This is a genomic window from Burkholderia cenocepacia (genome assembly GCF_014211915.1).
GTDB classification, from domain to species: domain Bacteria; phylum Pseudomonadota; class Gammaproteobacteria; order Burkholderiales; family Burkholderiaceae; genus Burkholderia; species Burkholderia orbicola.
On the sequence record NZ_CP060039.1, the window covers coordinates 3,374,702 to 3,399,121 of the forward strand.

21 protein-coding genes and 4 pseudogenes are annotated in these 24,420 nt (G+C 69.1%); 14 read left to right on the forward strand and 11 right to left on the reverse strand.

All coding sequences use genetic code 11. The features are described from left to right. Window positions 1-51: 51 nt before the first annotated feature. From xerD to queG, 3 genes are all read right to left on the reverse strand, one after another. Window positions 52-1,002 carry a site-specific tyrosine recombinase XerD gene (gene xerD / locus SY91_RS15975; protein WP_023477628.1) on the reverse strand — a complete coding sequence of 317 codons (951 nt, stop codon included), beginning with the start codon at window positions 1,000-1,002 and terminating at the stop codon, window positions 52-54. After that, window positions 1,002-1,469, reverse strand: coding sequence for a methylated-DNA--[protein]-cysteine S-methyltransferase (locus tag SY91_RS15980; protein WP_006478008.1), 468 nt, complete (start codon window positions 1,467-1,469; stop codon window positions 1,002-1,004). The genes xerD and SY91_RS15980 overlap by 1 nt, the downstream gene beginning before the upstream one ends. A 65-nt stretch (window positions 1,470-1,534) precedes the next feature. Next, complete coding sequence (gene queG / locus SY91_RS15985) at window positions 1,535-2,770, reverse strand: tRNA epoxyqueuosine(34) reductase QueG (RefSeq protein WP_023477627.1); 1,236 nt, start codon at window positions 2,768-2,770, stop codon at window positions 1,535-1,537. 17 nt (window positions 2,771-2,787) lie between these two features. On the opposite strand from queG, the gene tsaE reads away from it, so the two are divergent. Then, a complete protein-coding gene (tsaE, locus tag SY91_RS15990; protein WP_043888520.1) occupies window positions 2,788-3,339 on the forward strand; it encodes a tRNA (adenosine(37)-N6)-threonylcarbamoyltransferase complex ATPase subunit type 1 TsaE in 552 nt (183 codons plus the stop codon). Next, window positions 3,321-4,846, forward strand: a pseudogene (locus tag SY91_RS15995) (N-acetylmuramoyl-L-alanine amidase). The gene tsaE and the pseudogene SY91_RS15995 overlap by 19 nt, the downstream one beginning before the upstream one ends. 45 nt (window positions 4,847-4,891) lie before the next feature. On the opposite strand, the gene SY91_RS16000 reads toward SY91_RS15995, so the two are convergent. Continuing rightward, window positions 4,892-5,770 carry an O-acetylserine/cysteine exporter gene (locus SY91_RS16000; protein ID WP_011694382.1) on the reverse strand — a complete coding sequence of 293 codons (879 nt, stop codon included), beginning with the start codon at window positions 5,768-5,770 and terminating at the stop codon, window positions 4,892-4,894. A gap of 257 nt (window positions 5,771-6,027) precedes the next feature. Here SY91_RS16000 and SY91_RS16005 point away from each other — a divergent pair, with 257 nt between their 5' ends. Both SY91_RS16005 and trxA read left to right on the forward strand, forming a co-directional pair. Then, complete coding sequence (locus tag SY91_RS16005; RefSeq protein WP_023477623.1) at window positions 6,028-6,909, forward strand: pirin family protein; 882 nt, start codon at window positions 6,028-6,030, stop codon at window positions 6,907-6,909. Between the two features lie 52 nt (window positions 6,910-6,961). Further along, complete coding sequence (gene trxA, locus SY91_RS16010; protein ID WP_011694383.1) at window positions 6,962-7,810, forward strand: thioredoxin; 849 nt, start codon at window positions 6,962-6,964, stop codon at window positions 7,808-7,810. Window positions 7,811-7,943: 133 nt separating this feature from the next. On the opposite strand, the gene SY91_RS16015 is transcribed toward trxA, so the two are convergent. Beyond that, entirely contained in the window at window positions 7,944-8,801 is an 858-nt protein-coding gene (locus SY91_RS16015; protein WP_012329106.1) for a ThiF family adenylyltransferase, read from the reverse strand. A gap of 128 nt (window positions 8,802-8,929) precedes the next feature. On the opposite strand from SY91_RS16015, the gene pdxH reads away from it, so the two are divergent. From pdxH to SY91_RS16030, 3 genes are all read left to right on the forward strand, one after another. Continuing rightward, window positions 8,930-9,574, forward strand: coding sequence for a pyridoxamine 5'-phosphate oxidase (pdxH, locus tag SY91_RS16020; protein WP_011546060.1), 645 nt, complete (start codon window positions 8,930-8,932; stop codon window positions 9,572-9,574). A 121-nt stretch (window positions 9,575-9,695) separates the two neighbouring features. Further along, the gene (locus SY91_RS16025) at window positions 9,696-10,916 is read left to right on the forward strand and encodes an SAM-dependent methyltransferase (RefSeq protein ID WP_023477621.1); all 1,221 of its coding nucleotides are present in this window, start codon (window positions 9,696-9,698) and stop codon (window positions 10,914-10,916) included. A 23-nt stretch (window positions 10,917-10,939) separates the two neighbouring features. Then, window positions 10,940-12,241 (forward strand): DUF72 domain-containing protein, encoded by a 1,302-nt coding sequence (locus SY91_RS16030; protein ID WP_023477620.1) that lies wholly within the window; start codon window positions 10,940-10,942, stop codon window positions 12,239-12,241. Window positions 12,242-12,266: 25 nt separating this feature from the next. Here SY91_RS16030 and msrA read toward each other — a convergent pair whose 3' ends face one another. Further along, the gene (gene msrA, locus SY91_RS16035; protein WP_043888519.1) at window positions 12,267-12,827 is read right to left on the reverse strand and encodes a peptide-methionine (S)-S-oxide reductase MsrA; all 561 of its coding nucleotides are present in this window, start codon (window positions 12,825-12,827) and stop codon (window positions 12,267-12,269) included. A 345-nt stretch (window positions 12,828-13,172) separates the two neighbouring features. Between msrA and SY91_RS35050 the strand changes: the two genes are divergently transcribed. The 4 genes from SY91_RS35050 (at window position 13,173) to SY91_RS16050 (ending at window position 16,248) form a co-directional block, all read left to right on the forward strand. Beyond that, window positions 13,173-13,304, forward strand: a complete 132-nt coding sequence (locus tag SY91_RS35050) for a hypothetical protein (RefSeq protein WP_023477618.1) — start codon at window positions 13,173-13,175, stop codon at window positions 13,302-13,304. A gap of 85 nt (window positions 13,305-13,389) precedes the next feature. After that, window positions 13,390-14,796, forward strand: a complete 1,407-nt coding sequence (locus SY91_RS16040; RefSeq protein WP_023477617.1) for a selenium-binding protein SBP56-related protein — start codon at window positions 13,390-13,392, stop codon at window positions 14,794-14,796. Further along, window positions 14,793-15,458, forward strand: coding sequence for a hypothetical protein (locus SY91_RS16045; RefSeq protein WP_023477616.1), 666 nt, complete (start codon window positions 14,793-14,795; stop codon window positions 15,456-15,458). Before SY91_RS16040 ends, SY91_RS16045 begins: the two co-directional genes overlap by 4 nt. A 280-nt stretch (window positions 15,459-15,738) precedes the next feature. Next, window positions 15,739-16,248, forward strand: a complete 510-nt coding sequence (locus SY91_RS16050; RefSeq protein WP_006477993.1) for a flavin reductase family protein — start codon at window positions 15,739-15,741, stop codon at window positions 16,246-16,248. On the opposite strand, the gene SY91_RS16055 is transcribed toward SY91_RS16050, so the two are convergent. After that, window positions 16,235-16,735: an Lrp/AsnC family transcriptional regulator gene (locus SY91_RS16055; protein ID WP_006477992.1), complete on the reverse strand. Its 501-nt coding sequence runs from the start codon at window positions 16,733-16,735 to the stop codon at window positions 16,235-16,237. The genes SY91_RS16050 and SY91_RS16055 overlap by 14 nt on opposite strands. A gap of 129 nt (window positions 16,736-16,864) precedes the next feature. On the opposite strand from SY91_RS16055, the pseudogene kynB reads away from it, so the two are divergent. The 3 genes and pseudogenes from kynB to kynA form a co-directional block, all read left to right on the forward strand. After that, window positions 16,865-17,505 (forward strand): annotated as a pseudogene (gene kynB, locus SY91_RS16060) (arylformamidase). A 27-nt stretch (window positions 17,506-17,532) separates the two neighbouring features. After that, window positions 17,533-18,786, forward strand: coding sequence for a kynureninase (gene kynU, locus SY91_RS16065; RefSeq protein ID WP_409557530.1), 1,254 nt, complete (start codon window positions 17,533-17,535; stop codon window positions 18,784-18,786). Window positions 18,787-18,895: 109 nt separating this feature from the next. Next, window positions 18,896-19,822: pseudogene (gene kynA, locus SY91_RS16070) on the forward strand (tryptophan 2,3-dioxygenase); the annotation flags it as partial. Window positions 19,823-19,851: 29 nt separating this feature from the next. Here the strand turns inward: kynA and SY91_RS16075 are convergent. From SY91_RS16075 to mdlC, 4 genes and pseudogenes are all read right to left on the reverse strand, one after another. Beyond that, complete coding sequence (locus tag SY91_RS16075; protein WP_023477612.1) at window positions 19,852-21,252, reverse strand: MFS transporter; 1,401 nt, start codon at window positions 21,250-21,252, stop codon at window positions 19,852-19,854. A 260-nt stretch (window positions 21,253-21,512) separates the two neighbouring features. Continuing rightward, window positions 21,513-22,457: a ketopantoate reductase family protein gene (locus SY91_RS16080; protein WP_023477611.1), complete on the reverse strand. Its 945-nt coding sequence runs from the start codon at window positions 22,455-22,457 to the stop codon at window positions 21,513-21,515. Between the two features lie 92 nt (window positions 22,458-22,549). Continuing rightward, window positions 22,550-22,707 (reverse strand): annotated as a pseudogene (locus SY91_RS16085) (salicylaldehyde dehydrogenase); the annotation flags it as partial. Window positions 22,708-22,736: 29 nt separating this feature from the next. Beyond that, a complete protein-coding gene (mdlC, locus tag SY91_RS16090) occupies window positions 22,737-24,344 on the reverse strand; it encodes a benzoylformate decarboxylase (protein WP_185920984.1) in 1,608 nt (535 codons plus the stop codon). Window positions 24,345-24,420: the final 76 nt, after the last annotated feature.

Consider the following 24,420-nt stretch of genomic DNA (forward strand, 5'->3'; position numbering starts at 1 on the left):
CACGCGAGTCCACATTGCGGCTCACGCCGAGCCACATGCCCGCGTCGCGCGTCAGCCGCGCGGGTGATGCTGCGCGTGCAGCGTCCTGAGCCGCTCGCGCGCGACGTGCGTATAGATCTGCGTGGTCGAGATGTCGCTGTGGCCGAGCAGCAACTGCACGACACGCAAGTCGGCGCCGTGGTTCAGCAGGTGCGTCGCGAACGCGTGCCGCAGCGTGTGCGGCGACAGGTGCGCGCGCACGTCGGCCTGCTGCGCGTGACGCTTGATGATGTTCCAGAACTGCTGGCGCGTCATGCCGTCGCCGCGCGCGGTCACGAACAGCGCATCGGCCGCGCGTGCGCCGAGCAGCGCCGGCCGCGCGTCGCGCAGGTAGCGTTCGATCCAGCCGTGCGCGACTTCACCGAACGGCACGAGCCGCTCCTTCGAGCCCTTGCCCATCACGCGCACGACGCCTTCGTTGAGGCCGACCTCGACCGTCTTCAGCGTCACGAGCTCGCTCACGCGCAGCCCGCTCGCGTACATCAGCTCGAGCATCGTGCGATCGCGCAGGCCGAGCGGCGTGCCGATATCGGGTGCGCCGAGCAGCGCCTCGACCTGCGCCTCGGACAGCGTCGACGGGAACCGGGCCCCCTGTTTCGCGGACGTGATCCGCAGCGTCGGATCGGCGCTCGCGCGATGCTCGCGCACGGCCCAGCCGTAATAGCGGCGGAACACGGACAACCGCCGGTTCGACGACGTCGCCTTGCCGTCGCTGCGCGCGGCGATATAGCCCGTCACCATCGCCTCGTCGGCCGAGTCGAGCGGCGCGTCGTGCGTCGCGGCCAGCCATTGGGAAAACAGCGCCAGGTCGCGCCGGTACGCATCGAGCGTGTTGCGCGCGAGCCCGTGCTCGAGCCACAACGCATCGCAGAACACGTCGATCGACGCGCGGCTCGCGAGCAGCGCGGGCGATGCGGCGTCGGTGTCGTTGTCGGCGGCGGGGGAAATCATCGGTTCGCTCATCAGTACGGCACGCCCTCGTGCGTCAGCAGCCAGCGCTTCACTTGCTGGTAATAGCCGTTGTCGTCGTGGTTCGCGAATCCACCGAGACCGCCCGCCGCGACGACGCGATGGCACGGAATCACGAGCGGGAAATAGTTCGCGCCGCACGCCTGGCCGACCGCGCGCGGCGCGCTGCCGATCCGCTTCGCGACCTGGCCGTAGGTCAGCACCGTCCCGGGCGGGATATCGCTGATCGCGTCCCACACCCGGTGCTGGAATGCGCTGCCGACGTCGGCGAGCGGCAGGTCGAAGCGTGCGGACGCGCGCTCGAAATAACGTTCGATCTGCTTGACCGCGCGCTTCGCGAGCGCCGAATCCGGACCGACCGACTTCATCGATTCGGGCAGATAGACGATCTCGCGCACCACCGCGGCATCCGTGCGGATGCCGACCTTGCCGAACGGCGCGTCGATGACTGCGTTGAACATTGAATTCTCCTGACCGGGGGATGCGCGCGGCCCTGCGCGCGCGCCGACGACACTTTACGCCGCCTTCACGCAGCTCGCAGCGCCCATTCGACATGCTCGCGCACGACCGGCGACGGATCGTCGGCCCGGGCGCGCAGCGCGGCGACGATCGCATCGCGCGCGGGCGGCGCGAGCCGGTCCGCGCCGGCGCGCAGCGCATTGCCGAGCCCGACCGCGAGATTGCGCAGCCAGCTTTCGTAGCCGATGCGCCGGATCGCGCTGCCCTGCATCCGTGTGTCGAATGCCTCCGCGTCCCACGCGAACAGCTCGACGAGCGTCGCGCGGTCGAGGCCGTGCCGCACGTCGAAATCGGCGACGGGCGCGGCCTGCGCGAACTTGTTCCACGGGCACACGAGCTGGCAGTCGTCGCAGCCGTACACGCGATTGCCGATCATCGGCCGCAGCGGCTCGGGGATGCTGCCTTTCAGTTCGATCGTCAGGTACGAGATGCAGCGGCGCGCATCGACGCGGTACGGCTCGACGATCGCACCGGTCGGGCACGCATCGATGCAGCGGGTGCAGCTGCCGCAGTGCGCACCGGGCGTCTCGGGCGCGGTGTCGGGCAACGTGTGCGCGTCGGTCGGCAGCGGCAGGTCGACGTAGATCTCGCCGAGAAAGAACAGCGAGCCGGCATCGCGCTGCAGCAGCAGCGTGTGCTTGCCGCGCCAGCCGACTCCGGCCTTCTGCGCGAGCTCGACCTCGAGCACGGGCGCCGAATCGGTGAACACGCGGTAGCCGAATCCGCCGATCTCGTGCTCGATGCGCTCCGCGAGTGTCTGCAGCCGGTTGCGCAGCACCTTGTGATAGTCGCGGCCGCGCGCATAGATCGACACGACGGCCGCCTGCGGATCGTCGAGCCGCGCCCGTTCGCGTGCGCGCCAGTCGTGCGGCACGAGCGCGCCGGACTCGCCGCCGGCCGCGCCGTCGTCGAGCGTTTGGGCCGGCAAATAGGCGAGCCGCACAGAGATCACACGTCGCGTACCGGCCACAAGTTCGGCCGGCCGCGCGCGTTTCATCCCATGTTTCGCCATATAATCCATTGCGCCGTGGTATCCGGCTTCCAGCCAGGCGGCGAGGCCCGCTTCGGCATCCGAGAGATCGGTATCGCTGATGCCGATCGCCCCGAAACCCAATTCGCGCCCCCACGCCCTGATGCGAGCGGCGAGCGCAGTCAACGCCGCATCGTCGAGCGCGCACGGCGCCGCGCCTTCGTCACGAGTCGAAGGCCTGTCGGATGCGGCGCGTTCCGGTAGTCGGTTCATCGCACTATTTTACGAGAATGCCAGCCACGTCCAGCCAACCGCCTCATGCCACGTTGCCCGCCCCGCTCGCGGAGCGCGTGGTCGCGCTCGCCGACGAAGCGGCAACCGAGGCCTTCGGCACCCGCTTCGCGCACGCGCTCGACGCGGCGCGCCTCGAGCTCGACCGCGCGCATGCGTTCGACGGGCTGCAGATCCAGCTGGTCGGCAATCTCGGCGCGGGCAAGACGACCCTCGTGCGTGCGATCCTGCGCGGCCTCGGCCACCAGGGGCGCGTGCGCAGCCCGACCTATACGCTCGTCGAGCCATACGCGCTCGAACGCAGCGATGGGGAACTCGAGGTCTATCACTTCGATCTGTATCGATTCAACGATCCGGCCGAATGGTCCGACGCAGGCTTTCGCGAATATTTCAATTCCACCGCGATCTGCCTCGTCGAATGGCCGCAACAGGCGGGCGCCCTGCTCGGCGTGCCCGATCTGGTTTTCTCGCTCGACGTGGATGGCGACGGCCGTGCCCTCACCGTCCGGGCGTACAGCGCTTCAGGAAAGGCATGTCTCGAAAGATGTTGATCAAACCGTTCCGCTCGATCGAATCGGCGGCCACCGCGACGCACAACTGGCGGCGCCGTCAGATCCTGCGCGCGGGGCGTCGACGCTGGTGCTCGGTCTCGTCGCGCCGCGGCTCGCGCACGCGTCGTCGGTGCTCGGCGTGCGCGTGTGGCCCGCACGCGATTACACGCGCGTCACGATCGAATCCGACCAGCCGCTGCAGAATAGCCAACAGCTGCTGCAGGGCCCCGACCGTCTCGTCGTCGACCTGAGCGGCCTCGACCTCGACCAGGCGCTGCGCGACCTCGTCTCGAAGATCGCGCCGAACGATCCACAGATCCAGTCGGTGCGCGTCGGCCAGTATCAGCCGCACGTCGTGCGGATGGTGTTCGACCTGAAAGGCTCGGTGAAGCCGCAGGTGTTCACGCTGCCGCCCGTCGGCACGTACAAGTACCGGCTGGTGTTCGACCTGTATCCGGCCGTCGCGCCCGATCCGCTGTCCGACCTGATCGCGCAGACGGAACGCAAGGAACAGGCGCTCAACGACACCGCGCGCGCGCAGCAGATGCAGCCGCCGTCCACGCTGGCGGGCCCCGGCACCCCGCCGCCCGGCGCGGGCGACAACAGCGACGCATTCTTCCAGCGTTTCGCGCAGAACACGCCAGCCACGCCGCACGCGCCGCCGGCGGCCGGCACGCCGTCGACGCCCGCGAAACCGGCCGTCAAGCCGCCGCCCGTCATCGCGCGCCGCGACGACAGCGACGACGACGGCGACACCTACAAGTTCACCGCGCCGAAATCCGGCAAGGGCGGCACCGTGCGTCTGCTGACGGTCGCGATCGACCCGGGCCACGGCGGCGAGGATCCGGGCGCGATCGGCGGCAACGGCACGTACGAGAAGCACATCGCGCTCGACATCGCGAAGAAGCTGCGCGCGAAGATCGACGCCGCGCCGAACATGCGCGCGATGATGACGCGCGACGCCGACTTCTTCGTGCCGCTGAACGTGCGCGTGCAGAAGGCGCGCCGCGTCGGCGCGGATCTCTTCGTGTCGATCCACGCGGATGCGTTCACGACGCCGTCCGCACGCGGCTCGTCGGTGTTCGCGCTGTCCGACCACGGCGCGACGAGCGCCGCGGCGCGCTGGATGGCGAACAAGGAGAATTCGTCGGACCTGATCGGCGGCATCAACATCAAGACGGCGGACGCGGCCGTGAACCGCGCGCTGTTCGACATGTCGACGACCGCGCAGATCCGCGACTCGCTGCGCTACGGCAACTACGTGCTGAAGGAAGTCGGCGGCATCAACAAGCTGCACAAGGGCTCGGTCGAGCAGGCCGGGTTCGCGGTGCTGAAGGCGCCCGACATTCCGTCGATCCTCGTCGAGACCGCGTTCATCAGCAACCCGGACGAAGAGCGCCGGCTCAACGACGACAGCTATCGCGACGAGATGGCCGACGCGATCTTCCGCGGCATCAAGCGCTATTTCGCCGCGAATCCGCCGCTCGCGAAGAGCCGGATGGCCTGAGCGCCACCGCTTCCCTGCCGCCGGCACGCAGTGCGTGCCGGCGCGTCACGACGCCGCGAAGCGGCTCAGCAGTTTCCCGCCGAACACGTTCACCGCGAGCCCGCCCATCACGAGCGCGGCACCGATCAACTGCGCCTGCGTCAGATGCTCGTCGAGCAGCAGCGCCGACGACGCGAGCCCGATGATCGGCACCAGCAGCGAGAATTGCGCGACCTGCGCGGCCGGGTAGCGCGACAGCAGGCGGCTCCACAGCCCGTAGCCGAGCAGCGTCGCGACGAACGCGAGATAAACGACCGCGAAGATCGACGCGCCGTCGAGCCCGGCGAGCGCGGTCGCGATCCGCTGCGGCCCCTCGAACCACAGCGACAGCAGGAAGAACGGCACGGGCGGCACGAGGCTCGCCCACACGACGAGCGACACGAGGTTCGCCTTGCCGACTTTCTTCGTGACGATATTGCCGACGGCCCACATCGCGGCCGAGCAGATCGTCAGCAGGAAGCCCGCGAGCGTCATCGCGCGGCCGCCCTGCGCGGCGATCACGACGAGCCCGCCCGCGGCAATCGCGAGCCCGACCAGGTTCTGCACGCGCAGCCGCTCGCCGAGGAACAGCATCGCGAACACCAGCGTGAAGAACGCCTGCGACTGCAGCACGAGCGACGCGAGGCCGGCCGGCATGCCGACGTACATGCCGGTGAACAGGAACACGAACTGGCCGAGCTGGATCGTCGCACCGTACAGCACCAGCAGCCGCCACGAAATCTGCGGCCGGCGCACGAAGAACACCGCGGGCACCGCCGCGAGCGTGAAGCGCAGCGCGCCGAGCAGCATCGGCGGCATGCCGTGCAGGCCGACCTTGATCACGACGAAGTTCACGCCCCACGCGAGGATCACGACCAGCGCGAGCAGCAAGTCCTTCGGGGCCATCATCGGCGTCTCCTCGATTGTCGAATTGTCGGTATGAAGCCGGTCAGTCTACCGGGTTTCGCCGCCCGGCCCGATACCCGCGCGGCGCGTATGGAATCGGCGGCGGGCGCGGCGGCCTGCGCACGGCGGAGGATGCCGCACGACGCGTGCCTGCCGCGGGTGCATCGCGCCGCGCGCGTTTCGCGCTCCCCCGTCACGCGCAGCGCCGCGCCGCCAGTACAATGACCGGCAATCCAGCCGTTCACCACGAGGCCCCCATGACCGACTCGATCAAAGCCCTGCTGAAGCCGCACGTGCGCGACATCGGCAACCTGCAGGTGCGCCGCACGCTGCCCGCGCTCGCCGCACGCCTCGTCGGCCCGTTCATCTTCTTCGATCACATGGGGCCCGCCACGCTGCCCGCCGGCACGGGGCTCGACGTGCGCCCGCATCCGCACATCGGGCTCGCGACGGTCACCTACCTGTTCGACGGCGCGATCCTGCACCGCGACAGCCTCGGCTCGCTGCAGGAAATCGTGCCGGGCGACGTGAACTGGATGACGGCCGGCCGCGGCATCGTCCACTCCGAGCGCACGCCGGACGCGCAGCGCGCGAGCGGCCACACCGTGCACGGCATCCAGACCTGGGTCGCGCTGCCGCAGGCGCACGAGACGACCGAGCCGTCGTTCGAGCACCACGCGGCCGACACGCTGCCCAAGCGCGACGAAAACGGCGTGGCGCTGACGGTGATCGCCGGCGACGCGTTCGGGCTGCATTCGCCCGTGACGACGTTCTCGCGCACGCTGTACGTCGCGGCCGAATTCGCGGCCGGCGGCCGGCTCGAACTCGATGCGTCGCACGAGGAGCGCGCGGTCTACGTGGTCGACGGCGCGCTCGCGATCGACGGCACGCCGGTACCGGCCGAACAGATGGCCGTGCTCGCGCCGGGCGCGACGGTCACGCTGACGAGCGCCAGCGGCGCGCGCGCGATGCTGCTCGGCGGCGACCGGATGGACGGCGAACGCTTCATCGAGTGGAATTTCGTCGCGAGCAGCCGCGAGGCAATCGAGCGGGCGAAAGCGGCGTGGACGCGCCAGGAAATGGGCAAGGTGCCTGGCGAGACGGAGTGGATTCCGCTGCCCGAAGCGAAGCCGCGTTGAAAAAGCGGCGCGCCGCCCCCATCCTGACGATATTCGAACGGAAGAGAACGACATGGACACCACGCTTGCCACATTCGAGAAAGACGTCATCGAGGCGTCGCTGGACACGCCCGTGCTGGTCGACTTCTGGGCGCCGTGGTGCGGCCCCTGCAAGACGCTCGGCCCGCTGCTGGAAAAGCTCGAGGCCGATTACGCAGGCCGCTGGAAGCTCGTGAAGGTCAACGTCGACGAGAACCAGGAACTCGCCGCGCACTTCCAGACGCGCAGCATCCCGCACGTGATCGCGTTCGCCGACGGGCGCCCGGTCGATCAGTTCGTCGGCGTGCTGCCCGAGGGCCAGTTGCGCGCGTTCCTTGACCGGCTGCTGCCGGCGGCCGAGGAAGCCGAGCGCCGCGCCGCGCAATATGCGATGGCCGAACAGCGCTTCGACGATGCGCTCGCCCACCTCGAAGCGGCGCTGGCGCTGAACCCCGGCTACGACGACGCGCGCCTCGACCTGATCGAGCTGCTGCTCGCGCGCAACGAGGTCGACGCCGCGCGCGCGGAAACCGAGCGCCTGTCGCCGCAAACCGTGCAGAACGGCGATCCGCGCTACCAGGCGATCAAGACCCGTTTCGACGCGCTGGACGCCACGGCCGACTTGCCGCCGACCGACGCGCTCGAAGCGCGCATCGCGGCGAATCCCGCCGATCTCGACGCGCGCTTCGACCTCGCGCAGAGCCTGATCGCGCGGCGCGCGTACGAAGGGGCACTGGAACAGTTGCTGGAAATCGTGACGCGCGATCGCGCATACGGCGACGATCTCGGCCGCCGCACGATGATCTCGGTGTTCGAACTGGCCGGCGATCGCCCTGACCTCGTCGCCGCGTGGCGACGCAAGCTGAGCATGGCGCTCAACTGAAGTACGACGAGCCGGGCCACGAAAGGCCGAGCCACGAGAGGCCGGGCCACGATGGCCCGGCTGACCTGCCGTATCGCTCGACGCGCGTTACCCGCGCCGCAGCATCACCCTTTCCTGCCCGCGCGTTGCACGCTCAGCCGGCCGCCTGTGCCGCGATCGCTCGCAGCGCATGCGCGGCCGCCGCGAAACCGAAGCTCGCGGTCACGCACACGCTCGAACCGAAACCCGCGCAGTTGAGCCCCGCGACGTGCGCGGCCGCGGATGGCTCCGCGCCGTCCTCGATGTCGCAGGCCGCCGCTTCCGGGTAAATCAGCGGCTCGTCCGAATACACGGCGCTGACCTTGAAACGCGCCTTCGGCCCGCGCGGAAAACCGTGCTGCTTGCGCAACTGCGCACGCACCTTCGACAGCAGCGGGTCCTGGATCGTCAGCGCGAGATCGTCGATGCGGATGCGCGTCGGATCGAGCTGCCCGCCCGCGCCGCCGACGACGATCAACGGCTGCCGTTTCGCGACGCACCACGCGATCAGCGCGACTTTCGTGCGCACGCTGTCGATCGCATCGATCACGTAGTCGAAACCGCCGCCGAGCAGTGCGTCAAAGTTGTCGGGCTCGACGAAATCCTCGATCCGGTTCACGCGGCACGCGGGGTCGATCAGCGCGATGCGCTCGGCCATCGCGTCGACCTTCGGCTTGCCGTAATTGCCGTCGAGCGCATGGATCTGCCGGTTCGTGTTGCTCTCCGCGACGTTGTCGAGATCGATCAGCGTCAGCGTGCCGACCGCGTTGCGCGCGAGCGCCTCGGCCACCCACGACCCGACGCCGCCGATCCCGATCACCGCGACGTGCGCCCGCTCGAACGCGGCGGCCGCCGGCGCGCCATACAGGCGCGCGACGCCGCCGAAACGCCGCGCGCGATCCACGTCAAGCTGGATTTGCGGGGTCGGGGTAAGATCGGAAGAACTGGGCGGGGCAGCGTCGGCGGAGGACATGGCAGCAAGGAAAACGTAAGTCGTGCAGCCCTCTATTCTGCCTGAACTCCCCGCTCCCACGCGCCACTGTGCACGCACGATTCTCGCGCGTTCGCTATACTGGCCCCAGATTGAAGCGTTTGCATAACATGACGACTCTCGCCGATCTCCGCATCAACTATTCACGTGCTTCGCTCGACGAAGCCGATGCCGCCCCCGACCCCTTCGCCCAGTTCGATCGCTGGTTCAAGGAGGCGCTCGCCGCCAAATTGCCCGAGCCGAACACGATGACGCTCGCGACCGTCGGCGCCGACGGCCGGCCGTCGGCCCGGATCGTGCTCATCAAGGGCGTCGACGAACGCGGGTTTGTCTTCTTCACCAATTACGAAAGCCGCAAGGGCCACGATCTCGCCGTGCATCCGCAAGCCGCGCTGCTGTTCTACTGGATCGAGCTCGAGCGCCAGGTGCGCATCGAAGGCCGGATCGAGAAAACCAGCGCGGAAGAAAGCGACCGCTATTTCGCGTCGCGCCCGCTCGGCTCGCGCATCGGCGCATGGGCGTCGGAGCAGAGCGCGGTGATCGACAGCCGCGCGACGCTCGAAGCGCGCGAGAAGGCCGTCAGCGAGCGCTACGGCGACAACCCGCCGCGCCCGCCGCACTGGGGCGGCTACCGCCTCGTGCCCGACTCGATCGAGTTCTGGCAGGGGCGCCCGTCGCGGCTGCACGACCGCCTGCTCTATACGCGCGACGCCGCGGCGGCGTCGGGCTGGACGATCTCGCGCCTGTCGCCGTAAGCGCGGCGCCGGCGCGCGCCGGTCGTGTCTCGTGTTGCATCCGGGTGCCCGCGCCGCAAGCGGCGGGCGCCGGTCAGGATACTTGGCTGTATTCGATTCAACGAACAAACGGAGAATCCAAATGTTCTGGGAAAAGAAGCTGGCACAGTGGGCGGACGAAGTACGGGCGAAAGCGAACATACCGGCGCGACTGGTGCTGTGGAACGGCGATCAACTCGATTTCGGCACCTTCAGCGCGCCGCAGGTCACGCTGAAGGTGAACAGCGCGTCGGCGTTGCCGCTGCTGCTCGAACCGAGCCTCGACAATCTCGGCGAGGCGTACGTGAAGGGCAAGATCGACATCGAAGGCAAGCTGTCGGACATCATCAACATCGGCTACTCGCTCGCGCGCAGCACCGTGACGAGCGCCAGCAAGCTCGCACGCGTGAAGCGCTACTTCAATCACACGAAGAGCACCGACAAGAAGGCGATCCAGTACCACTACGACGTCTCGAACGCGTTCTACCAGCTGTGGCTCGACGAGAACATGGTGTACTCGTGCGCGTACTTCGAGAACGGCGACGAGGATCTCGCCACCGCGCAGATCAAGAAGATCGACCACATCCTGACGAAGATCCAGCTGCAGCCTGGCCAGCGGCTGCTCGACATCGGCTGCGGCTGGGGTGCGCTCGTACTGCGCGCCGCGCAGAAATTCGGCGCGACGTGTCTCGGCGTGACGCTGTCGCAGAACCAGTTCGACCTCGCCACCGCGCGCGTGAAGGCCGCGGGGCTCGAAGACAAGATCGAGATTCGTCTGCAGGATTACCGCGAGATCGAAGGCCAGTTCGACCGCATCACGAGTGTCGGGATGTTCGAGCACGTCGGCCGCAAGAACCTGCCGCTCTACTTCTCGCGCGTGCACGACCTGCTCACCGACGACGGCATCGCGATGAACCACGGGATCACGTCGACCGACGCGGAAAGCGGCGAAACGGCGCTCGGCGGCGGCGAATTCATCGATCGCTACGTGTTCCCGGACGGCGAGCTGCCGCACATCAGCCTCGCGCTCGAAGCGGCGCAGCGCGGCGGACTCGAGGCGGTTGACGTCGAAAGCCTGCGCCGGCACTATGCGCGCACGCTCGATATCTGGACGGAAAACTTCGAAGCGAAAGCCGAGGAAGCGAGAAAGCTCGTCGACGACGAAAAATTCCGTATCTGGCGCGTGTATCTCGCCGGCTGCGCGTATGCGTTCGAGCACGACGACGTGTCGATCTTCCAGATCGTGTGCCGCAAGGCCGGACGCAGCGCGAAAACGCTGCCGTGGTCGCGGCGCTACATGTACGAACACGCGCTGCCGCGCTAGGCGGCGCATCACGCTGGGCATGCATGGGTGACGGCAGGACGCGGCGCAAGGCGCCGCCGCAACGACAGCAGCGCGACGACACCGACGAGTCGCACGCCGACGGGCAATTCGACCTGTTCGGCGTGCCGACGGATGTCGCACGCTCGTCGCCAGCGGACGACGAGCGCCCCGCCAGCCCCGATGAGCACGTGATGCCGGACACGCCGGAAGACGCACGGCCGGCACCACCGCCCGCCCGTACGACCTCCCGTCCCGCCGCCGACGACGAACCTGCCCCGTCGTCCGGCCTGCTGTGGGACGAACCGTCCCCGCCGGCCGCCGCGCCGAAGAAAGGCCGCCGCAAACGTGGCGTGCTGCCCGCGCCGATCTCGGCGGACGTCGCCGCCGCCGCGGCCGGCCTGCCGCCGAACGTACGGCTCGGCACGTCGTCGTGGTACTTCCCCGGCTGGAACGGCATCGTCTACGACGGCGATTTCGCGCAGACGAAGCTGTCGCGCGAAGGGCTCGAAGCGTACGGCGCGCATCCGCTGCTGAGGAGCGTGAGCCTCGATAGATCGTTCTACGGCCCGCTGTCAGTGGCCGACTACCTGCGCTATGCGCAACAGGTGCCCGACGATTTCCGCTTCGTCGTGAAGGCGCCGGCCGCGGTGACCGACGCGGTGATCCGCGGCCGGCGCGGCGAGCCGTCCGGGCCGAACCCGACTTTCCTCGATGCCCAGCTCGCGACCCGCGAATTCGTCCAGCCGTGCCTCGACGGGCTCGGCCGCAAAGCCGGCGTGCTGGTGTTCCAGTTCTCGCCGCTGCCCGACCAACTGCTCGCGGAACCGGCCGCGCTGATCGACCGGCTCGCGGCGTTCTTCGCGGCGCTGCCGCCGCTGCCGCCGGACGCCGACGGCACGCGTTACGCGATCGAGATCCGCGACGCGAGCCTGCTCACGCCGCGCTTCATCCGCGCGCTGGCCGCGCTCGGCGTGCGCTACTGCGTCGGCCTGCACGCGCGGATGCCCGACCCGCTGCGCCAGGCCGCCGCGCTCGCGCTGCTCGACGGCGACGCGCCGGGCCCGCTGATCGTGCGCTGGAGCCTGCACGGCGGTTTCAAGTACGAGCAGGCGAAGGCGAAATACGAGCCGTTCGACAAGCTCGTCGACGAGGACCCGGCCACCCGCTCGGCGCTCGCCGAACTGGCCGCGCGCTACGCGCTGGCCGGGCAGCCGGTGATCATCACGATCAACAACAAGGCGGAAGGCTCCGCGCCGCTGTCGTGCATCGCGCTCGCACGCGAAATCGCCGCCGCGTGCGCACAGTGGCGCAAGGAGGCGGCGTGACCGCGGTTTCCGCCGCTGCCGACGCTTACGCGCCGCGCAGCGACTTCAGCCGGTGCGAGAACTTCTGCCGGAATTTCGCGAGCTTCGGCCCGATCACGACCGAGCAATAGCCCTGCCCCGGATTGCGTGCGTAATAGTTCTGATGATAGTCCTCGGCCGGCCAGTAATTGCCGTCAAGCGGCACGACCTGCGTGACGATCGGCTGGCCGAACACCTGTTCGCGCTCGAGCTCGGCAATCACGTCGAGCGCCGTGTCGCGCTGTGCATCCGAATGCGTGAACACGACCGACCGGTACTGCGTGCCGACGTCGTTGCCCTGCCGGTTCAGCGTGGTCGGATCGTGCGTCGCGAAGAAGATCTCGAGGATCTCGCGATAGCCGATGCGCGCCGGATCGAACGTCACGTTGACGACTTCCGCGTGGCCGGTGTCGCCTTCGCAGATGTCGCGATAGCCAGGGTTGCGCGTATGGCCGCCCGCATAACCCGACTGAACGGCCGTCACGCCGTCGACGTCGAGAAACACGGCCTCCGTGCACCAGAAACACCCGCCTCCGAGCGTTGCGGTTTCAAGCATCTCGTTCCCCATGAAATCAGTCCCTCGTGGATGACGGCATCCGGCACGCCAATGCCGCGCCATCGTTTCGCATCGCCGCTGCCCGCCCGCGAGGCGGGAGGCAGCGGCACTTCGTCAAGTATCTCACTCGTGCACACAACTGGCAGATCGGACAGGGCGCCGCACGCGCCCCGCCGCGTGTTTCTCGTCTACACTTAGGCACGCGCAAGCGACGGCCAACCCGTCGCGCCCGCGCAGCGTCCGATGCATGCCCGACCCCGATGCCCACATCATCTGCCGGAACATCGATATGCACGCCTTAACAGACATCGCCCGCGTCGCGGGCCCCGTCGCCGCTACGTCCATCGCGCCATCGCGATGGTGCGCGCCCGTTTCACCGAGTGCGCGGCGCGCCAACCTCTCGCCTTTTCCTGCTTTCACGACCTGATGCACGGCATCGCGCGCGTCGCCGACGCGCGCGTCCGCCGGCCGATCGCCGCGCCGGCATGATGCGCGCCGCGCGGCCACCGCAGTCCGCACGCCCGCAACGAACGGCCGTGCGTCCACGATTCGACACCATTCAGAGGACATCACCATGAGCATGCGGCCCGATCCGACGTTTCACGCTTCGCCCGAGCTTGCGATGCAGGCGCCGGCGGAGGAGTTTGCCTATACGTTGTTGCTGAGCCCCGATTTTTCCAGACCCGACGCGCTCGCCGTGATCGACGTGAAGCCCGGCTCGTCGACGTACGGCAAGATCGTGCATACGGTGACGATGCCGAACACCGGCGACGAGTTTCATCACTTCGGCTGGAATGCGTGCTCGTCGTCGCTGTCGCCGCTGACCGGCCATGCGTTCCTCGAGCGCCGCTTCCTGATCATCCCCGGCCTGCGCTCGTCGCGCATCTACGTGATCGACACGAAGCCGCACCCGACGCAGGCGCGCATCCACAAGATCATCGAGCCCGACGAGATCTTCGCGAAGACCGGCTATTCGCGGCCGCACACCGTGCATTGCGGGCCGGAGGGCATCTATGTGAGCACGCTCGGCGGCGCGGGCAACGACGGCACCGACGGCGCGCCCGGCATCTTCATCATGGATTGCGAGACCTTCGACGTGCTCGGCCGCTGGGAGATCGATCGCGGCCCGCAGGACAAGCATTACGACTTCTGGTGGAACCTGCCGCGCGACTACATGGTGTCGAGCGAATGGGCGCTACCGCCGCAATTCGAGAACGGGATCGTCCCCGAGGATCTGCTCGCGAACAAGTACGGGCACCGGCTGCATTTCTGGGACCTGCGCGCGCGGCGCAACGTGCAGACGATCGATCTCGGCGCGCAGCACCAGATGGCGCTCGAGGTGCGGCCCGCGCACGATCCGGTGCGCGAATACGGATTCGTGGGCGTCGTGGTCGATACGACCAATCTCGAAGGCTCGATCTGGACCTGGTGGCGCGAAGGCGGCAAGTTCCACGTGAAGAAAACCGCGACGATCCCGGCCGAGCCGGCCACGGCCGACGAGCTGCCGCCGCTGCTGCAAGGATTCGGCGCGGTGCCGCCGCTCGTGACCGACATCGACCTGTCGCTCGACGACCGCTTCCTGTACGTGTCGTGCTGGGGTACCGGCGAGATGCGCCAGTACGACGTGTCGGACCCGCACAATCCGGTGCTCGCGGGGTCGGTGCGCATCGGCGGCATCGCGCGCCGGGCACCGCACCCGAACGGCCGCACGTTCGCGGGCGGCCCGCAGATGGTCGAGATCAGCCGCGACGGCCGGCGCGTGTACTGGACCAACTCGCTCTATTCGACGTGGGACGACCAGTTCTATCCGGACGGCGTGCCGGCCGCGCAGGTGCTCGCGCACGCGGGGCCGGACGGCGGGCTGACGCTCGCCGACGACTACTGGGTCGAATTCCCCGACGGCTATCGTGCGCACCAGATCCGGCTCGAAGGCGGCGACTGCTCGACCGACTCGTTCTGCTATCCGTCGGTCAAGCGTTGAGCACCGGCCTTCATGCGTCGTTCGCGCTGTGGGCGGCCGTGCTCGCGAGCGGCGTCTATCACGGGCTCAACCCGGCCATGGGCTGGCCGCTCGCGGTATCGAACGCGCTGATGACGCGCCGCGGCAGCGCGCTCGTCGCGGCGCTCGGGTATCTCGCGCTCGGCCATGCACTGGCCGTCTTCGCGGTGATGCTGCCGTTCGGGCTGCTTGCCGCGCTGCTCGCGTGGCAGACGGCGATCCGGATCGGCGCGAGCGCGCTCGTGATCGGCTTCGGCGCGGTGCTGCTGATCCGGCGCCGGCATCCGCGGGCGCTCGCACGGATCGCGCCGGCGCGGCTCGGCCTGTGGTCGTTCGCGGTCGCGCTCGCGCACGGCGCGGGGCTGATGCTCGTGCCGATCTACCTCGGCCTGTGCGGGCTCGACCGGGATGCCGGCCACCGCGCGGCGGCGCTGCTCGTCGATGCGCATCTCGGCATGGCGCTCGTCGTCGCGGCCGTGCACGCGGCGGCGATGATCGCCGCCGGCGGCGGGCTCGCGTGGCTCGTGTACCGCTATCTCGGGCTGAAGTTCGTGGCGCGGAGCTGGTTCAATCTCGATGCGGTGTGGGCGTCGAGCCTGATCGTGACGGGAGCGCTGTCGCTCGGGCTGGCGGCGGCGCGATAGTGCGGGCAGCGAGGACCCGTTCGCGCAACGCGGCACCGAATGGAATGGCCGCACCGTTAAAAAACGTGACGGAACGGCGCTGCCGGCCGCGCGCCGTAGTGTTCGCTACGCCACCCTGCCGTCGCGATGCGCCGCCCGACCGGGTCCGGCGGCCCCGATTCCGCTAAAATCGGGCCATGCGCACCCCTTCCCAATCGACCGCGTTGTCATTTTTCGTCCGCCGCGCCCGTCACGCCCGTGTCGTGTCGCGCCCGCCCGTCCCGTTCCGGATGGCTGCCCGATGAGTCACGCCAATCCGCCGGATTTCGACGCGGCCGCCTTCCGGCAGGCGCTCGGCCAGTTCGCGACGGGCGTGACGGTGATCACGACGCGCGCGCCGTCCGGCCAGCTGATCGGCATCACCGCCAGTTCGTTCAATTCGGTGTCGCTCGATCCGCCGCTCGTGCTGTGGAGCCTCGCGCACAAATCGGCGTCGACGCCCGTGTTCCGCGGCAACAGCCATTACGTGGTGAACGTGCTCGCGGCGTCGCAACTCGACCTGTGCAAGCGCTTCTCGACCTACAAGGGCGATCGTTTCGAAGGGATTGCGCACGCGGCCGGCAACTCGGGGATGCCGGTGCTCGACGGCGCGCTCGCGTGGTTCGAATGCCACAACCGCAGCCGCTACGACGAAGGCGACCACGTGATCTTCGTCGGCGAAGTGGAACGCTGCGGCGTGCGCGCGGTATCGGAAACGGCCCCGCCGCTCGTGTTCCACGGCGGCGGCTTCCACGGCCTCACACCGCTTTGATCGCCCCCGTGCGCGCCAGGCCGACCGGCGCGCCGGCTTCGTCCTTCAGCGTCTGCAGCACGATGTTCGACCGGATGTCCATCACGCCCGGCGCCTTGTAGAGGCGGTTCAGCACGAAATCCGAATAGTGCTTGAGGTTGTGCGCGAGCACGCGCAGCAGATAGTGGCTCTCGCCCGTCACGACGAACGCGCCGACCACCTCCGGCCATTCGCGCAGCGCTTCCGCGAAGCGCTCGTGCCATTGATTCTCTTCGTTGCGCATCGACACCTGCACGAACGCCTCGAGCTCGAAGCCGAGCTTCTCGCGGCTCAGGCACGCGCGATAGTGCTCGATCACGCCCTGCTCCTCGAGCAGGCGCATGCGACGCAGGCAGGCGGATGGCGAAAGCGAGATGCGTTCGGCCAGGTCGAGATTGCTGATTCTGCCCTCCTCCTGCAGTACCGCCAGAATCCGGCAGTCGGTGGCATCGAGCGTGATCGCGTGCATTTTTGGTCCCCGTTTTCCCTCTGAGTCGAATTATCTGCCAATCCGGCGGATTGTCCATGTTTATTTCGCAAGCACTTTCTGCGAGCGTCCACCTATCATTCGAAGGATCGACTCACGCTTCGTCATGCCATGGACACACTCTGGGACATCTCGCCGCCGGTCGGCCCCGCCACCCCGTGTGGCCGGGCGATACGCCGGTTGCCGTCGAACGCGTATGGCGGATGGAGGCCGGCTCGCCGGTCAACGTCGCGCGCCTGACGCTGTCGCCGCACACGGGCGCGCACTGCGACGCGCCGCTGCACTACGATGCCGACGGCGCGCCGATCGGCGCGGTGCCGCTCGATACCTATCTCGGCCCGTGCCGCGTGATGCATTGCATCGGCGCGTCGCCCGTCGTGCGGCCAGCCGATGTGGAAGCCGCGCTCGACGGTGTACCGCCGCGCGTGCTGCTGCGCACGTATGCGCGCGCCGCGGTCGAACAATGGGACAGCAATTTCTGCGCGGTCGCACCCGATACCGTCGACCTGCTCGCCGCGCACGGTGTGAAGCTGATCGGCATCGATACGCCGTCGCTCGACCCGCAGGAATCGAAGACGATGGACGCACATCACCGCGTGCGTGCACACCGGATGGCGATCCTCGAAGGCATCGTGCTCGACGACGTGCCGCCCGGCGACTACGAATTGATCGCGCTGCCGCTGAAGTTCGCGACGCTCGACGCGAGCCCCGTGCGCGCGGTGCTGCGCGCGCTGCCCGCGCACGCTTCCTGATTACCCGACCTACGACCCCACATCATGATGATCAAGACCCGTGAAGATGCGCTCGCGCTCGACCGCGACGACCCGCTGGCCCCGCTGCGCGACCAGTTCTCGCTGCCCGACGGCGTGATCTACCTCGACGGCAACTCGCTCGGCGCGCAGCCGCGCGCATCGGCCGCCCTCGCGCAGCAGGTGATCGGCACCGAATGGGGCGAAGGCCTGATCCGCAGCTGGAACACGGCCGGCTGGTTCGCGCTGCCGCGCCGCCTCGGCGACAAGCTTGCGACGCTGATCGGCGGCGCACCCGGCGAAACGGTCGTGACCGACACCATCTCGATCAACCTGTTCAAGCTGCTGTCGGCGATGCTGCGCCACCAGGCGGCGCGCGCGCCCGAGCGCCGGGTGATCGTGTCGGAGCGCTCGAATTTCCCGACCGACCTGTACATCGCGCAAGGGCTGATCGAGCAGCTCGGCGGCGGCTACGAGCTGCGCCTGATCGACGATCCCGCCGACCTGCCCGGCGCACTCGGCGCGGACACGGCCGTCGCGATGATCACGCACGTGAACTACCGCACCGGCTACATGCACGACATGCCGGCCGTCACGCAGCTGGTGCACGACGCCGGCGCGCTGATGCTGTGGGATCTCGCGCACTCGGCCGGCGCGGTACCGGTCGACCTGAACGGCGCGCGCGCGGACGGCGCGGTCGGCTGCACGTACAAGTACCTGAACGGCGGCCCCGGCTCGCCCGCGTTCGTGTGGGTGCCGCAACGCCATCTCGCGCATTTCTCGCAGCCGCTGTCCGGCTGGTGGGGCCACCGCGCGCCGTTCGCGATGCAGCCGGGCTTCGCGCCCGATCCGGGCATCGCGCGCTTCCTGTGCGGCACGCAGCCGATCGTGTCGATGTCGATGGTCGAATGCGGGCTCGACGTGTTCCTGCAGACCGACATGGACGCGATCCGCCGCAAGTCGCTCGCGCTGACCGACGCGTTCATCGCGCTCGTCGAGGCGCGCTGCGCGGGCCTGTCGCTGAAGCTCGTCACGCCGCGCGCGCATCACCAGCGCGGCTCGCAGGCGAGCTTCGAGCATCCGCACGGCTACGAAGTGATGCAGGCGCTGATCGCGCGCGGCGTGATCGGCGACTACCGCGAGCCGTACGTGCTGCGCTTCGGCTTCACGCCGCTCTATACGCGCTTCGCCGACGTGTGGGATGCGGTCGAGACGCTGCGCGACATCCTCGCCACCGACGCGTGGAAGGCACCCGAATTCGCCGAACGCGGCGCGGTGACCTGACCCGTCTTGCGCGGCGCGCCGCCGTTGCATGCCGCAGTTGCATGCGAAGCGCGCCACGCGTTCGTCATTCAAATCTGGAGAAAGTCGTGAATTCTGGTCATATGCAGCCCCCGGCGGCGACGCGCCGGCAGGCTGCCCGTTCTCGGGCGCACGCGCCGCACAACCGGCGCAAGCCGCGCACGAAGCCCCGCACGTGCCGGGCGAGGCCGACGCTCAAGCCGGCTGGCACAACGCGCAGCTCGATTTCTCGAAGTCGATGAGCTACGGCGACTACCTGTCGCTGAATTCGATCCTCGACGCGCAGCATCCGCTGTCGCCCGATCACAACGAGATGCTGTTCATCATCCAGCATCAGACGAGCGAGCTGTGGATGAAGCTTGCGCTGTTCGAATTGCGCGGCGCGCTCGATGCGGTGCGCACCGACGCGCTGCCGCCGGCGTTCAAGATGCTCGCGCGCGTGTCGCGCATCCTCGAGCAACTGGTGCAGGCGTGGAACGTGCTGTCGACGATGACGCCGTCCGAGTATTCGGCGATGCGCCCGTACCTCGGCCAGTCGTCGGGCTTCCAGTCGTACCAGTATCGCCAGCTCGAATTCCTGCTCGGCAACAAGAACGCGCAGATGCTGCAGCCGCATGCGCACCGGCCCGACATCCTCGAACAGGTGCGCGCGACGCTCGAGGCGCCGTCGTTCTACGATGAAGTCGTGCGACTGCTCGCGCGGCGCGGCTTCCCGATCGCGGCAGAGCGGCTGGAGCGCGACTGGACCCAGCCGACGCGGCACGACGAGACGGTCGAGGCCGCGTGGCTCGAGGTCTATCGTCATCCGCAGCAGCACTGGGAGCTGTACGAGATGGCCGAGGAACTCGTCGATCTCGAGGATGCGTTCCGCCAGTGGCGCTTCCGTCACGTGACGACGGTCGAGCGCATCATCGGCTTCAAGCAGGGTACCGGCGGCACGAGCGGCGCGCCGTACCTGCGCAAGATGCTCGACGTCGTGCTGTTCCCCGAGCTCTGGCACGTGCGCACCACGCTGTAACGCACGCCACGCGCCCGCCGTCACGACGATCACGACGACGTGCGGGCGAGCGCCTCCCCTTCGCGCGGCTGCGCCGCGCGCGACAGCCGCGGAATGTGCCGCCGCATCACGAGCAGCGCGATGCACACCACCCCCATCGCGACGGCCAGCATCGTCAGGTACGCACCCGCGCCGCCCGCCGTGATCACGATCGCGCCCGCGAACGCGCTGAGGATCGCGCCGAGCCGGCCGAACGCGAGCGCACTCGCGGTGCCCGTCGCGCGCACGGCCGTCGGATAGATGTACGCGCACAGCGCATACATCGTCGACTGCACCGCGTTGACGAACAGCCCGTGCAGACCGAGCCCGACGATCAGCCAGCCGGTATGGCGGCTGGCATCGACGCCCATCAGCCATACCGCGCTCGCCGCGCCGCCGATGCTGCACAGCGCGAGCGGCCAGCGCGACCCCGCATGCGCGATCGCCCATGCGCACAGCAGCGCACCGATCACGCCGCCGAGGTTGTACGCGGTGAGGCCCGAGCCCGCGACCGACACGCTCAACCCGCTCGCCGCGAGCATCGTCGGCAACCAGCTGAACGCCGCGTACACGGCGAGCAGGCACATGAAGAACGCGCACCACAGCGCGATCGTGTCGCGCGCCTGGCCGCTCGCGAACAGCGCGCCGAAGCCGCCGCGGCTGCCCGGCGCACGGGCGTCCTTCGTATCGGTGAACACGGTGCCCGGCGCGACCGGCCGCTGCATCCGCGCGAGCAGCGCGCCGAGTTCCGGCCAGCGTGCGGGGCGCCGCGCCAGATAGCGCGGCGATTCGGGCAACGCGCGCACCAGCACGAAGCCGAGCACGAGCGGCAACGCGCCGCCCGCGAAGAACAGCCCGCGCCAGCCGTAGCGCGGCAGCACCTCGTGCGCGAACAGGCGGGCCAGCATCCCGCCGAGCGGCACGCAGACGATCGTCGCGGTCACCATCATCGTGCGGCGCCGCGCGGGCGTGTATTCGGCGGTCATCGTCGTGGCCGTCGGCAACGCGCCGCCGATCCCGAGCCCCGCGCAAAAACGCAGCATCGCGATCGTCGCGACGTCGGGCGCGAACCCGATCGCGCAGGTCGCGATACCGAACAGGAACACGCTGCCGATCACGGCCTGGCGGCGGCCGAAGCGGTCCGCGACGATCCCCGCGCAGGCGCTGCCGATGCCCATCCCGACCAGTCCCGCCGCGACGGCCGGCGCGAACGCACCGCGCGTGATGCCCCATTCGCGGATCAGCACCGGAATCGCGAAACCGATCAACTGGCCGTCGAAGCCGTCGAGCACGATCGCGAGCGCGGCGAGCAGCACCACGCAGCGCTGCATCAGCGTGAACGGGCCGTCGTCGAGCGTCGTGCCGATGTCGATCGACGACGGCCGTTCATTCAGTGCGTCGGGCGTGCTCATGCGGCCTCCGATGCACCGCGCGGCGGCGGCAAGATGCGCGAACGGTGCGCGACAAGACAACGGCATTCGATGGTTTTCATGGCGTCTCCGGTTGTCCGGGCTGGCGCGCGCACGCGTGCCCGAATCTCATGCTGTGCAGTCGAGCGGCGCCCATCGATCGGCGCCGGTGTCTCGTTCCACCCTTCACGATCCGGCGCCATCGCCCCGCGGGCGCGGCATCCGTATCGTCATGCGGCGCCAGCCGGCCGCCGGCCTGTTGCTCAATTCGTCCGTGCGTCGATCAAGCGGACCAGCGCGAGCAGCGTCTCCGCATGCGGCACCGCGACGCCCGCTTCACGCGCGGCCGCGACGACCTTGCCGCTGATCGCATCGATTTCGGTGCGGCGGCCCGCGAGCACGTCCTGCAGCATCGACGGGCGATGGCCGCGATGGTCGCAAATCGCATGCTCGACGTTGCGCGCGATGCGCTCGCCGTCGACCGCAATGCCCTTCGCGCGCGCGACGGCGGCCGTCTCGGCCGCGATCGCCAGCGCAAGCCGCGGCCCGTCGTGATGATGGCCGAGCTGGTCGACGGTGCAGCCCGTCGTCGCGCACAGCGTGTTGAGCGCCGCGTTGAACGCGACCTTCTCCCAGATCGCGGCCCATACGTCGGCGTCGAGCGTGCACGCGAGCCCCGCGCGCGACAGCGTGTCGGCCACGGCTGTCGCAAAGGGACGTGCCGCGCCGTCGGCCGTCATCATGCGGATCGTGCCGGCGCCGTGCGAGCGCACGTGCGCAGGGCCGGCCGCGTCGGCCGGCCACGTCGTCACGCCGACCAGGATGCGCTCGAGCGGCACGAACGCGTTCAGTGTCTCGACGTTGCCGAGCCCGTTCTGCAGCGTCAGCACGAACGTGTCCGAGCTCAGCAGCGCACGCACGCCGTCGAGCGCCACCCGCGTGTGCAGCGATTTCGTGAAAACGATCAGCAGGTCGAACGGTGTGTCGAGTGCTGCGGCCGCGTGCGCATTCGCGGCTTCCGGCCGCACGGCCTGCAGCGTGCGAACGCGCCGTTCGCCGCGGTCATCGTCGATGCGCAGCCCGTCGCGACGGATCGCATCGAGATGCGCATCGTTCACGTCGATCAGCGTGACGGCTTCGCCGCTTTCGGCGAGCCGCCCGCCAAACAGCGAGCCCATCGCGCCCGCGCCCAGAATTGCAATTCTCATCGTCGGCGCCTCGTCAGAACGGATAGTGGCGCGGGGCCGTCTGCACGGTGATCCAGCGCAGGTCGGTGAACGCGGCGATGCCGGCCCGGCCGCCGCACCGCAGCGTCGCGCCGTGCGCGAGCGCATCGTCGACGGTGCACGCGGGCGCTTCGAACGCGACTTCGCCGTCGAGCGGGTTGCGGCGCACGAAGGTCGCGCCGCCGGACGAGTGGCGGCGTTCGCCGCCGATCAGCATCGCTACGGTTTGCATGGAATCTCCGGAAAGACGCGCGCGGCGCGTCAGGCAATCTCGACTTCGACGACGACCGGCGTCGCCGCGCGCAGCGCGTCGGTCAGCGCGTCACGCAGCTTCGCCGCTTCGGCGACGCGCACGCCGCGACAGCCCATCCCTTGCGCGAGCGCGACGAAATCCAGGTCGGGCAGATCGGTGCCCTGCACCGGATCGCCGGGGCCGAAGCCGAACACGGGCGCGAAATCCTGCAGCGCCGCGTAACGCCGGTTGTTCAGGATCACGAACGCGATCGACAGCTTCAACTGCGCGGCGCTCCACAGCGCCTGGATCGAATACAGGCTCGAGCCGTCGCCGATCAGCGCGATCACGCGTCGGCCCGGCTGCGCGAGCGCGACGCCGACGGCGGCCGGCATCCCGTAGCCGAGCCCGCCGCTGTCCATCGTGTAGAACGTGCCGCTGCGCGTGAACGGCAGATGTTCCTGCATCACCGGCCGCGCGCTCGGCGCCTCCTCGACGACGATGTCGTGCGCGTCGCGCACGTCGGCGAGCGTCTGCAGCGCGAACGCGACCGACATGCGTTCGCCGGCAGCAGGCGCGTCGACGCGCAGCCGCGGCGCGCGCGGCGCGGGCATCGGCCGCTCGGGCGGCGCGGGCCGTGCCAGCAGATCGCGCGCGGCGAGCCGCACATTGCCGACCACCGCGTCGCCCGACGGCGTCCACGCGGCGACGCCCGGATCGTCGACGAGCTGCACGAGCGTCGCGCCCGGCGGCACGTGCGGGCCGAAGCCCTCGATGTGATAGGTGAACGCAGGCGCGCCGAACGCGAACACGAGATCGTGCCCGTCGAGCCGCGCGACGATCTTCTCGCGGATCGCGGGCAGAAAGCCGGCGAACAGCGGATGATCCTCGGGAAAGCTGCAGCGTCCCGACATCGGCGCGACGTACACGCGCGCCCGGTGCCGCTCGGCGAGGCGCACGACGTCGTCCCATGCGCCCGCGCGATCGACGGCCGCGCCGACCACGAACGCCGGGCGGCGCGCCGCGTCGAGCGCGTCGCCAAGCCGCGCGAGCGCGTCGGGATCGGGCCGCACGATGCTGCTCACGTCACGGCGCGGCAGCAATTCGGCCGGCTGATCCCAGTCGTCGACCGGAATCGACACGAACACGGGGCCGCGCGGCTCCTGCATCGCGATGCGGTACGCCCGCGCGATCGCGGCCGGCACGTCCTGCGCGCGTGCCGGCTCGATGCTCCATTTCACGTACGGCTTCGGCAGCTCGGCGGCCTGTGTCGCGCCGAGGAACGGATCGAACGGCAGAATCGCGCGCGCCTGCTGGCCCGCGGTGACGATCAGCGGCGAGCGGTTCTTGAACGCGGTGAAGAGATTGCCCATCGCGTTGCCGACGCCCGCCGCCGAATGCAGGTTGACGACCGCCGCATTGCCGGTGGCCTGCGCGTGACCGTCGGCCATCCCGACCACGACGGCCTCCTGCAGGCCGAGCACGTAGCGGAAATCGGCAGGGAAGTCGCGGAACATCGGCAGCTCGGTCGAGCCGGGATTGCCGAACACGCGGTCGATGCCGAACTGGCGGAACAGGTCGATCACGGCGTCGCGAACCGTGACGGGTGCGGCGGATTGGGACGGGGTGCCGGACATGCTCGGGCGTCTCCTCGATGGCTTGGCGGTTTCCACAGTATCGAAGCGCAAGCCATTCACGGATACTGTATTTTCT

Bases quoted from the DNA above. Each gene is read 5' to 3' on its own strand.
- xerD (WP_023477628.1), bottom strand. From the start codon at position 1,002: ATGAGCGAACCGATGATTTCCCCCGCCGCCGACAACGACACCGACGCC.
- SY91_RS15980 (WP_006478008.1), bottom strand. From the start codon at position 1,469: ATGTTCAACGCAGTCATCGACGCGCCGTTCGGCAAGGTCGGCATCCGC.
- queG (WP_023477627.1), bottom strand. From the start codon at position 2,770: ATGAACCGACTACCGGAACGCGCCGCATCCGACAGGCCTTCGACTCGT.
- tsaE (WP_043888520.1), top strand. From the start codon at position 2,788: ATGCCAGCCACGTCCAGCCAACCGCCTCATGCCACGTTGCCCGCCCCG.
- SY91_RS16000 (WP_011694382.1), bottom strand. From the start codon at position 5,770: ATGGCCCCGAAGGACTTGCTGCTCGCGCTGGTCGTGATCCTCGCGTGG.
- SY91_RS16005 (WP_023477623.1), top strand. From the start codon at position 6,028: ATGACCGACTCGATCAAAGCCCTGCTGAAGCCGCACGTGCGCGACATC.
- trxA (WP_011694383.1), top strand. From the start codon at position 6,962: ATGGACACCACGCTTGCCACATTCGAGAAAGACGTCATCGAGGCGTCG.
- SY91_RS16015 (WP_012329106.1), bottom strand. From the start codon at position 8,801: ATGTCCTCCGCCGACGCTGCCCCGCCCAGTTCTTCCGATCTTACCCCG.
- pdxH (WP_011546060.1), top strand. From the start codon at position 8,930: ATGACGACTCTCGCCGATCTCCGCATCAACTATTCACGTGCTTCGCTC.
- SY91_RS16025 (WP_023477621.1), top strand. From the start codon at position 9,696: ATGTTCTGGGAAAAGAAGCTGGCACAGTGGGCGGACGAAGTACGGGCG.
- SY91_RS16030 (WP_023477620.1), top strand. From the start codon at position 10,940: ATGGGTGACGGCAGGACGCGGCGCAAGGCGCCGCCGCAACGACAGCAG.
- msrA (WP_043888519.1), bottom strand. From the start codon at position 12,827: ATGGGGAACGAGATGCTTGAAACCGCAACGCTCGGAGGCGGGTGTTTC.
- SY91_RS35050 (WP_023477618.1), top strand. From the start codon at position 13,173: ATGGTGCGCGCCCGTTTCACCGAGTGCGCGGCGCGCCAACCTCTCGCC.
- SY91_RS16040 (WP_023477617.1), top strand. From the start codon at position 13,390: ATGAGCATGCGGCCCGATCCGACGTTTCACGCTTCGCCCGAGCTTGCG.
- SY91_RS16050 (WP_006477993.1), top strand. From the start codon at position 15,739: ATGAGTCACGCCAATCCGCCGGATTTCGACGCGGCCGCCTTCCGGCAG.
- SY91_RS16055 (WP_006477992.1), bottom strand. From the start codon at position 16,735: ATGCACGCGATCACGCTCGATGCCACCGACTGCCGGATTCTGGCGGTA.
- kynU (WP_409557530.1), top strand. From the start codon at position 17,533: ATGATCAAGACCCGTGAAGATGCGCTCGCGCTCGACCGCGACGACCCG.
- SY91_RS16075 (WP_023477612.1), bottom strand. From the start codon at position 21,252: ATGAGCACGCCCGACGCACTGAATGAACGGCCGTCGTCGATCGACATC.
- SY91_RS16080 (WP_023477611.1), bottom strand. From the start codon at position 22,457: ATGAGAATTGCAATTCTGGGCGCGGGCGCGATGGGCTCGCTGTTTGGC.
- mdlC (WP_185920984.1), bottom strand. From the start codon at position 24,344: ATGTCCGGCACCCCGTCCCAATCCGCCGCACCCGTCACGGTTCGCGAC.